Origin of the sequence: Nocardioides sp. (assembly GCF_031422975.1) — a bacterium.
Lineage (GTDB): Bacteria > Actinomycetota > Actinomycetes > Propionibacteriales > Nocardioidaceae > Nocardioides.
Genome location: NZ_JANPEO010000472.1, coordinates 1 through 8,244, shown reverse-complemented (window position 1 = coordinate 8,244; position 8,244 = coordinate 1). Strand labels below are relative to the sequence as shown.

Genomic DNA, 8,244 nt, shown 5'->3' with positions numbered 1-8,244 from the left:
AAGGCACCATGAAACGTTCGTCCGCTTCGGGATGAGCCGGGCCATCTCGCCCCCGTGCGAGAGACGCCCGCCTGCACCGGGAATTGTGCCAACCAGAAGCGCCGGCTCGAGCGGGGGGGGGCTCGATCCGGCGGCTTGGCAGGTCAGGAACCTGGCACTGGCGGAGGATAGGGGATTCGAACCCCTGAGAGTTTTCACACTCAACCCGCTTTCCAAGCGAGCGCCATAGGCCACTAGGCGAATCCTCCGCGCAGGAGCGTACCGGTCGCTGACGAGCGGGTGAAATCGAGTGCGCGCGGGCGGCGTACGGAGACGGGCGGGCCCGGTTGGGTGCGGCCGCACACCTCACCTAGACTCTGCGCCAACCCCCCACGTGGCGGCATCTAGTCGAACTCCCCCAGGGCCGGAAGGCAGCAAGGGTAGACAAGCTCTGTCGGGTACGTGGGGGGCCTTTTCGTTCGCCCGTCATGCCCCCTGTGGGCGGGCGGTGGTCCCCGTCGGTGCCGGTGCGTAGGGTTCGGGTCGTGGAGTCACCCCAGTCACCGTTGGCGCTGTATCGCCGCTACCGGCCCGAGACGTTTGCCGAGGTCATCGGTCAAGATCACGTCACCGAGCCGCTGCGCAACGCGCTCGCGAACGACCGGGTCAACCACGCCTACCTGTTCTCCGGGCCGCGCGGCTGCGGCAAGACGACCTCGGCCCGGATCCTGGCCCGCGCCCTCAACTGTGCCCGAGCGCCGATCGCCGATCCCTGTGGCGAGTGCGACAGCTGTCGTGAGATGTCCCGCGGCGGCGGCGGCTCGATCGACGTGATCGAGATCGACGCGGCGTCGCACGGCGGTGTCGACGACGCGCGTGACCTGCGGGAGAAGGCGTTCTTCTCCCCGGTGCGCGACCGCTACAAGATCTACATCATCGACGAGGCCCACATGGTCTCCAACCAGGGCTTCAACGCGCTGCTCAAGCTCGTCGAGGAGCCGCCACCGCACCTGCGGTTCATCTTCGCCACGACCGAGCCGGAGAAGGTGCTGCCGACGATCCGGTCGCGCACCCACCACTACCCCTTCCGGCTGATCCCGCCCCGCCAGCTCTCCGACTACCTCAGCCAGCTGTGCGAGCTGGAGCGGGTCGCGATCGAACCGGCCGCGCTGCCGCTCGTGGTGCGCGCCGGTGGCGGCTCGGCCCGCGACTCCCTCTCCGTGCTCGACCAGCTGATGGGCGGGGCCGGCCCGGCGGGTGTCACCTACGACCTGGCCGCGGCACTGCTGGGGTTCACGCCCGAGACCCTCCTTGACGAGGTCGTCGACGCGTTCGCAGCGGTCGATGGCGCAGCGGTCTTCGGTGTGGTCGACAAGGTCGTGGAGACCGGCCGTGACCCGCGCCGGTTCACCGAGGACCTGCTGCGGCGGCTGCGGGACCTGGTGATCGTGGCGGCGGTGCCGGACGCATCGGCGACCGGCCTCCTCGACGTAGCCCAGGACGCCGGCGAGCGGCTCGTCGCCCAGGCGGCCCGCTTCGGGTCCGTCGAGCTCAGCCGCGCCGCCGACATCGTGGCGTCGGGGCTGACCGAGATGCGTGGCGCCACCGCGCCCCGGCTGCTGCTGGAGCTGATCTGTGCCCGCGTGCTGCTGCCCGGCGCCGACGACACCAGTGACGGCGTGATGGCCAGACTCGACCGGATCGAGCGTCGTCTCGAGGTGTCGGGCGCGGTGAGCGCGCCGACAGACCGGCCCACCAGGCCCGCGGCTGCTGCCCCGGCAACGCCCGCCCCGACGCCCGTCCCGGCAACGCCCGCTCCGTCTCCCGCCCCGGTGGCCACCCCGGCCCAGGTGGCGCAGGTCCCGCAGCCGCCCACGCCACCTCCGGTCCCGCACGGCGACCATGAGCCGATGTTCGCGCCGCCGCGCTTCGACGACGGTCCGACCGACGGGCCGACCGACGGGCCGACCGACCGGCCGACCGACGGGCCGACCGACGAGCCGATGCCTTCGGTCGACGAGACGACCGCATCGCCCGTTGAACCGTCGGCCACGGCGAGCCGGCCCGCCGAGCTGCCAGCGGCAGCACCCGAGCCCGCCGAGACCGCCGAGACCGCGGCGGGGAGCCACCTCAGCCTCGTCGACGTACGCCGCCTGTGGCCCGACATCATCGAGGCGACCAAGGCCCGACGGCGCGTGACCTGGATCCACCTGACCCAGAACGCCCAGGTCATCGCCGTGGACGCGAAGACACTGACGCTGGGATTCGCCAACGCGGGCGCCAAGGAGTCGTTCCTGGCTGGGGGCTCCGACGAGATCCTGCGCCAGGCGGCGATCGACGTCGTCGGTGCCGAGTGGCGCATCGACGCGATCATCGACCCCAGCGCTCAACCCGACGTCGCCCGACCAGTCGTGAAGCAGTCGGCCACGGCGCCGGTGGAGCAGGCCGCGCGTGCCGCGGAGCCGCCCACGTCCCCGCCTGCCTGGGCGACCGACGAGGCCGGGGCCACTCCCAACGGCCCTCCCAGCGGCACTCCGAGCGGCGAGGCCGCCGGGTCGAGCGGACTCAACTCCGCGCGTGAGGCGCTGACGCGCTCGAGAGAAGCCGGCCCCGAGTCGGGAACGACCCTCGACCACCGAGCGTTGGCCGATGAAGCGGCCGATCCCGACGATCCGGCCGCGGACACGCAGGGACTCGACAGCACTGCCCTGCTGCAGCAGGCCCTCGGGGCGAAGGTCGTCGAGGAGATCAAGCACTCGTGAGCACCGCACCCACCACCGAAGCATCACCCCGGGAGAACCCATGAGCCAGAACCCCTTCGATGCACTGGGCGGCGGCTTCGACATGAACGCGCTGCTCCAGCAGGCCCAGCAGATGCAGGAGCAGCTCCAACTGGCGCAGGAGCAGCTGACCGAGCAGCGGGTCTCGGGCACCGTGGCCGGCGGCGCCGTCACAGTGACGGTCAACGGCGTGGGCGAGCTGATCGGCGTCGACATCACCGCCGGTGAGTTCGACGGCACCGACTCCGACGACCTCGCCGACCTGAGCGACATGATCGTCGCGGCCTACCGCGACGCGAAGGCGAAGGCCGAAGCCATCGCCAGCGAGGCGATGGGCCCCCTCGCGGGTGGGCTCGAGGGCCTCGGCGGGGCGCTGGGTGGCGACGGTGGCCTCGAGGGCGGGTCGCCCAGCGGCCAGCTCGGCTTCTAGGCCCTTCGTTGTACGAAGGCATTGTTCAGGACCTGATCGACGAGCTGGGCCGACTCCCGGGCGTCGGTCCCAAGAGCGCTCAGCGGATCGCCTTCCACCTCCTGCAGGCAGAGCCGGCCGACGTACGCCGCCTCGCCGACGTCCTGATCGAGGTCAAGGACAAGGTGCGGTTCTGCTCCATCTGCTTCAACGTCTCCCAGGACGAGCAGTGCCGGATCTGCCGCGACCCGCGCCGCGACCAGGCTTTGCTGTGCGTGGTCGAGGAGTACAAGGACGTCGTCGCCATCGAGCGCACTCGCGAGTTCCGCGGGCGCTACCACGTGCTGGGGGGCGCCATCTCGCCGATCGACGGCATCGGGCCGGAGCAGTTGCGCATCCGCGAGCTGATGATCCGCCTGGCCGACGGCGCGGTCACGGAGGTCATCTTGGCCACCGATCCCAACCTCGAGGGCGAGGCGACCGCGACCTATCTCACGCGGATGCTGAGCCCCATGGGGTTGCGCGTGACGCGCCTGGCGAGTGGACTGCCTGTGGGCGGCGACCTGGAGTACGCCGACGAAGTGACCTTGGGGCGCGCATTCGCAGGAAGGCGATCAGCAGATGACTGACCAGACCGTAGAACACCGTTCGGTGGCGCCCGACGACTTCGCCGCGCAGATCGCCGACCAGATCGAGAGCTTCCTGATCGCGCTGCGGGCGATCGCGCGCGAGGGCAACGGCGCTCAGGCCGTCTCGCTGCTGCTGTTGGAGATCAGCCAGGTGCTGCTGGCCGGTGCCCGACTGGGTGCCCAGCTCGACTTCCAGCCGCGCGAGGAGTACCAGCCCGATGTGGGCCCCGAGGCGGACATCGACGAGATGCGCCTGCGGTTGGCGCGGATGCTCGACAGCGTCGACACCTACAGCTTCGTGTTCGACCCCTACCTGCCCGAGGTCGTGGAGAGTCAGCTCTCCGACGACCTGACCTCGATCGCGACCGACCTCGACAACGGTCTGCGCCACTACAAGCTGGGCGACGTCGAGGAGGCGCTGTGGTGGTGGCAGTTCTCCTACGTCAACAACTGGGGAAACCTGGCTGGCGCCGCGCTCAACGCACTGTTGACGGTGGTGGCCCACGACCGCTTCAACACCGACTTTGAGGAGACCGTCGAGGCGCTCACCGTCGCCCATGAGATGTTGGAGGAGCAGGCCGAGCCACCCCGGTAGAATCCGGGGGTCAGGTCGTCCGCCGGATCGCCGCTGAGGTCGTCACGGTTCGCGAGCTGACGCATCAGTCGTCCATCAAGATCGTCGAGGACCAAACCGTGGGCATTGTCGTGCAGAAGTACGGCGGCTCCTCGCTCGCCGACGCCGACGCCATCAAGCGAGTCGCGCGCCGGATCGTGGAGAGCAAGAGGGCCGGCCATGACGTCGTTGTGGCAGTCTCGGCGATGGGTGACTCCACCGACGAGCTGCTCGACCTCGCCGGTGCCGTGAGCCCGCTTCCGCCGGCTCGCGAGATGGACATGCTGCTCACCGCGGGTGAGCGGATCTCCATGGCGTTGGTCGCCATGGCCATCTCCGACCTCGGCTTCACCGCCCGCTCGTTCACCGGCTCGCAGGCCGGCGTGATCACCGACTCGGTGCACGGCAAGGCGAAGATCATCGACATCACCCCGGGCCGGATCACCAGCGCGCTGGCCGACGGTCATATCGTCATCGTCGCCGGCTTCCAGGGTGTGAGTGCCGACACCAAGGAGATCACCACCCTCGGCCGCGGCGGCACCGACACCACCGCGGTGGCGTTGGCCGCAGCCCTCGAGGCCGACGTCTGCGAGATCTACACCGATGTCGACGGCGTCTTCACCGCCGACCCGCGGATCGTGCCGGCGGCCCGCAAGCTGGACAAGGTCTCCTACGAGGAGATGCTGGAGCTCGCCGCGTGTGGCGCCAAGATCCTGCACCTGCGTTGCGTCGAGTACGGCCGCCGCTACAACATCCCGATCCACGTCCGCTCATCATTCAGTCAGCTAGAAGGCACCTGGGTCGTCAACGACGCAGGTGATGGAGGCATCATGGAACAGGCCATCATCTCCGGCGTCGCGCACGACATCAGCGAAGCCAAGATCACGGTCGTCGGCGTACCCGACAAGGTCGGCGAGGCTGCCCGCATCTTCACGGCGCTCTCCGAGGCGCAGGTCAACCTCGACATGATCGTCCAGAACGTCTCGGCCGCTGCGACCGGCCTGACCGACATCTCCTTCACGCTGCCGCGCACCGACGGCCAGGTCGCGATGGAGGCCCTCGCCAGGATCCAGGCCGAGGTCGGCTACGACAAGCTGCTCTACGACGACAAGATCGGGAAGGTCTCGCTGATCGGTGCTGGCATGCGCTCGCACCCCGGCATCACCGCGAAGTTCTTCGCGGCTCTCGCCACGGCCGGCGTCAACATCGGGATGATCTCCACCTCCGAGATCCGCATCTCCGTCGTCGTCACCGAGGACGAGGTCGATCTGGCGGTCCGCGCCACCCACAGCGCCTTCGACCTCGACTCCACCGAGATCGAGGCGGTTGTCTACGGCGGGAGTGGTCGCTGACATGGGCATCAACCTCGGCATCGTCGGCGCCACCGGTCAGGTGGGCGTCGCCGTCCGCGAGATCCTGCTCGAGCGGGGCTTCCCCATCGAGCAGATCCGCTTCTTCGCCTCTGCCCGCTCGGCCGGCACGGTGCTGCCGTTCGGCGAGCGTCAGGTCACCGTCGAGGACGCCTCGACGGCCGACCCGGCCGGGCTCGACATCGCGATCTTCTCCGCGGGGGCCACGACGTCGCGCGCACTGGCGCCGGCATTTGCAGCGGCCGGCGTGATCGTGATCGACAACTCGTCGGCCTTCCGCAGGGATCCGGAGATCCCCCTCGTCGTCTCCGAGGTCAACCCGGGCGCGATCGACGCCGTCGTGGCCGCAGGCCGGGGCATCATCGCCAATCCCAACTGCACGACCATGGCCGCGATGCCGGTGCTCAAGCCGTTGCACGACGCTGCCGGCCTGGAGCGACTGATCGTGTCGTCGTACCAAGCCGTCTCCGGCTCGGGCATCGCGGGGGTCGACGAGCTTCTCAACGGCGTCACCGCTGCCGGTGAGAAGGCGCGGGAGCTGGCCTACGACGGCTCGGCCGTGACCTTCCCCGAGCCCGACAAGTACGTCGAGACGATCGCCTACAACGTGCTGCCCCTCGCTGGCTCGATCGTGGACGACGGCCTCAACGAGACCGACGAGGAGCAGAAGCTCCGCAACGAGTCGCGCAAGATCCTCGATCTGCCCGATCTGCGCGTCTCCGGTCTCTGCGTCCGGGTGCCGGTGTTCACCGGTCACTCGCTGGCGATCAACGCGGAGTTCGGCTCCGCGATGACGCCTGACCAGGCTCGCGCGTTGCTGGCCCACGCGCCGGGCGTCGAGCTGCGTGAAGTGCCGACCCCGCTGTACGCCGCAGGCAAGGACCCGTCGTTCGTCGGCCGGATCCGGCAGGACCCCGGCGTCGACGACAACCGGGGCCTTGCGCTGTTCATCAGCAACGACAACCTGCGCAAGGGTGCGGCCCTCAACACGGTGCAGATCGCCGAGCTGATCGCGGCAGCTCGCTAGTCGATGTCGACGAATCTCGTGGTGACCCACCACGAGAGGGCGTAGGTCGCCATCGCCACGATCGGGATGACGATCACCATCCACCAGTTGTAGATGACGTCGAGGAAGAACAGCATCGCGATCACGGCGAGCAGTCCAACCGCGAGGAAGCTGGTGCTGCCCGGGTCGTCGATCGCGAAGCCGCGCAGCAGCCAGCCGCCGACGTAGGTCAGGATCACCAGGGTCGCGACGAGCAGGAGCAGCCCCGGTCCGCCGCACGAGTCGGTGCCGCGGACCAGCTCGCAGAGCTTGAGCGAGGCGAAGGTCAAGATCACGGCGAGCAGGCCGATCACGGCACCCACCACCAGCGCGGCCCGGAGTGGCGCAAGGGCGGGCAGCGAGAACTCGCGCTTCGGCCTGGGATCGGTGGCGTCGGCGCCCAGATCGGGGGCGATGGCCGGCTCGGACGTGATCACCGGCGCGACGGGGTCGAGCTCCGGGGCCACGGGTGCAGGAGTTGGTGCACTGGTCGGGGCGGGTGTCGGTGCGGGTGTGGGCACGGGCGCCGGCGCGAGTTCCGGTTCGACGGCCGGCTCGGTCTGCTTGGTCTGTTTGACCGACTTCTTGCGACCGAGTCCGAACGACGGGAGTTCGAGCGAGGGGCCGTCGCCCTCGAGGTCCTTGTCAGCCATGCGGCGAAGTGTGCCAGAACCTCAGTCCGTCCATGGCGGTGTGCGACTCAGGCGGTTTCCACGGACGGGACTTCCAACTGCTCGCGGAGTCGCAGCAGCGCGGTCCGGATACGCGTCTTCGTGGTCCCGAGTGGCGCCTGCATGAGGCGTGCGACGTCGGAATAGGTGTAGCCGCCCAGGTAGGCGAGCTCGACGGCGCGCAGCTGGAGGGGGGTGAGGCACTTCAGGGCAGCGAAGACCGATTGCGACTCGATGTTGGCGTGCGCGGCGTCGAAGGTGGCGTCGGGCTGGGACACGTCCCAGCCCGTGTCGTGCCACGAGGCGTCACGCCTGCGGGCGGCGCTGCTCGAACGCACACGGTCCACCGCGCGCCGATGAGCGATGGTCAGCACCCAACCGGCGGCCGTTCCTCGGGCGGGATCGAAGTGTGCGGACTTGCGCCACACCTCCAAGAACACCTCTTGGACGACTTCCTGGGCCTGGTGGGGATCGCCGATGACACGCAGGACGAGACCGTATGCGCGATCCACGACCTCGCCGTAGAGCTGTCCGAAGGCGGTCTCGTCCGCGTAGCCGGTGAGGACCAGCAAGTCGTCGAGAGCAGTCACGGGCGGGCTCTGCCTGGTGCGAGCGGTGCGTCCACGCATGGAGCCCTCCACATCTGCAGGGGGCTCTCGATTCCCCTTGCGCAAAAGTTAGTTTTGCACAAGGTAGTCTCCTCGTGTCAGAATGTGCAACATGGCCGACGTCGAGACTTCACCGCTGG

The 8,244-nt window shown here is 69.1% G+C and carries 8 protein-coding genes, 1 tRNA gene and 1 other RNA gene; 7 read left to right on the top strand and 3 right to left on the bottom strand.

Features of this window, described 5'->3' with window-relative positions; all coding sequences use genetic code 11:
* Positions 1–158 precede the first annotated feature (158 nt).
* Positions 159–248, bottom strand: a tRNA-Ser gene (locus tag RMO85_RS14145).
* Between the two features lie 115 nt (positions 249–363).
* Between RMO85_RS14145 and ffs the strand changes: the two genes are divergently transcribed.
* The 7 genes from ffs to RMO85_RS14110 all read left to right on the top strand — a co-directional run bounded on the left by ffs (position 364) and on the right by RMO85_RS14110 (position 6,807).
* Positions 364–454: signal recognition particle sRNA small type (gene ffs / locus RMO85_RS14140), an RNA gene on the top strand.
* Between the two features lie 70 nt (positions 455–524).
* Positions 525–2,741 (top strand): DNA polymerase III subunit gamma and tau, encoded by a 2,217-nt coding sequence (locus tag RMO85_RS14135; protein ID WP_310529366.1) that lies wholly within the window; start codon positions 525–527, stop codon positions 2,739–2,741.
* A gap of 40 nt (positions 2,742–2,781) precedes the next feature.
* Positions 2,782–3,189, top strand: a complete 408-nt coding sequence (locus RMO85_RS14130; RefSeq protein WP_310529365.1) for a YbaB/EbfC family nucleoid-associated protein — start codon at positions 2,782–2,784, stop codon at positions 3,187–3,189.
* 8 nt (positions 3,190–3,197) lie between these two features.
* Positions 3,198–3,797, top strand: a complete 600-nt coding sequence (gene recR, locus RMO85_RS14125) for a recombination mediator RecR (protein WP_310529364.1) — start codon at positions 3,198–3,200, stop codon at positions 3,795–3,797.
* Complete coding sequence (locus RMO85_RS14120) at positions 3,790–4,392, top strand: DUF5063 domain-containing protein (RefSeq protein WP_310529363.1); 603 nt, start codon at positions 3,790–3,792, stop codon at positions 4,390–4,392. Before recR ends, RMO85_RS14120 begins: the two co-directional genes overlap by 8 nt.
* 98 nt (positions 4,393–4,490) lie before the next feature.
* Positions 4,491–5,762 carry an aspartate kinase gene (locus RMO85_RS14115; RefSeq protein ID WP_310529362.1) on the top strand — a complete coding sequence of 424 codons (1,272 nt, stop codon included), beginning with the start codon at positions 4,491–4,493 and terminating at the stop codon, positions 5,760–5,762.
* A gap of 1 nt (position 5,763) precedes the next feature.
* Positions 5,764–6,807 (top strand): aspartate-semialdehyde dehydrogenase, encoded by a 1,044-nt coding sequence (locus RMO85_RS14110; RefSeq protein ID WP_310529361.1) that lies wholly within the window; start codon positions 5,764–5,766, stop codon positions 6,805–6,807.
* Here the strand turns inward: RMO85_RS14110 and RMO85_RS14105 are convergent.
* Positions 6,804–7,478, bottom strand: coding sequence for a hypothetical protein (locus tag RMO85_RS14105; protein ID WP_310529360.1), 675 nt, complete (start codon positions 7,476–7,478; stop codon positions 6,804–6,806). The two genes, RMO85_RS14110 and RMO85_RS14105, sit on opposite strands and share 4 nt — an antisense overlap.
* 47 nt (positions 7,479–7,525) lie before the next feature.
* Positions 7,526–8,086, bottom strand: a complete 561-nt coding sequence (locus tag RMO85_RS14100; RefSeq protein WP_310529359.1) for a sigma-70 family RNA polymerase sigma factor — start codon at positions 8,084–8,086, stop codon at positions 7,526–7,528.
* Between the last annotated feature and the right edge of the window lie 158 nt (positions 8,087–8,244).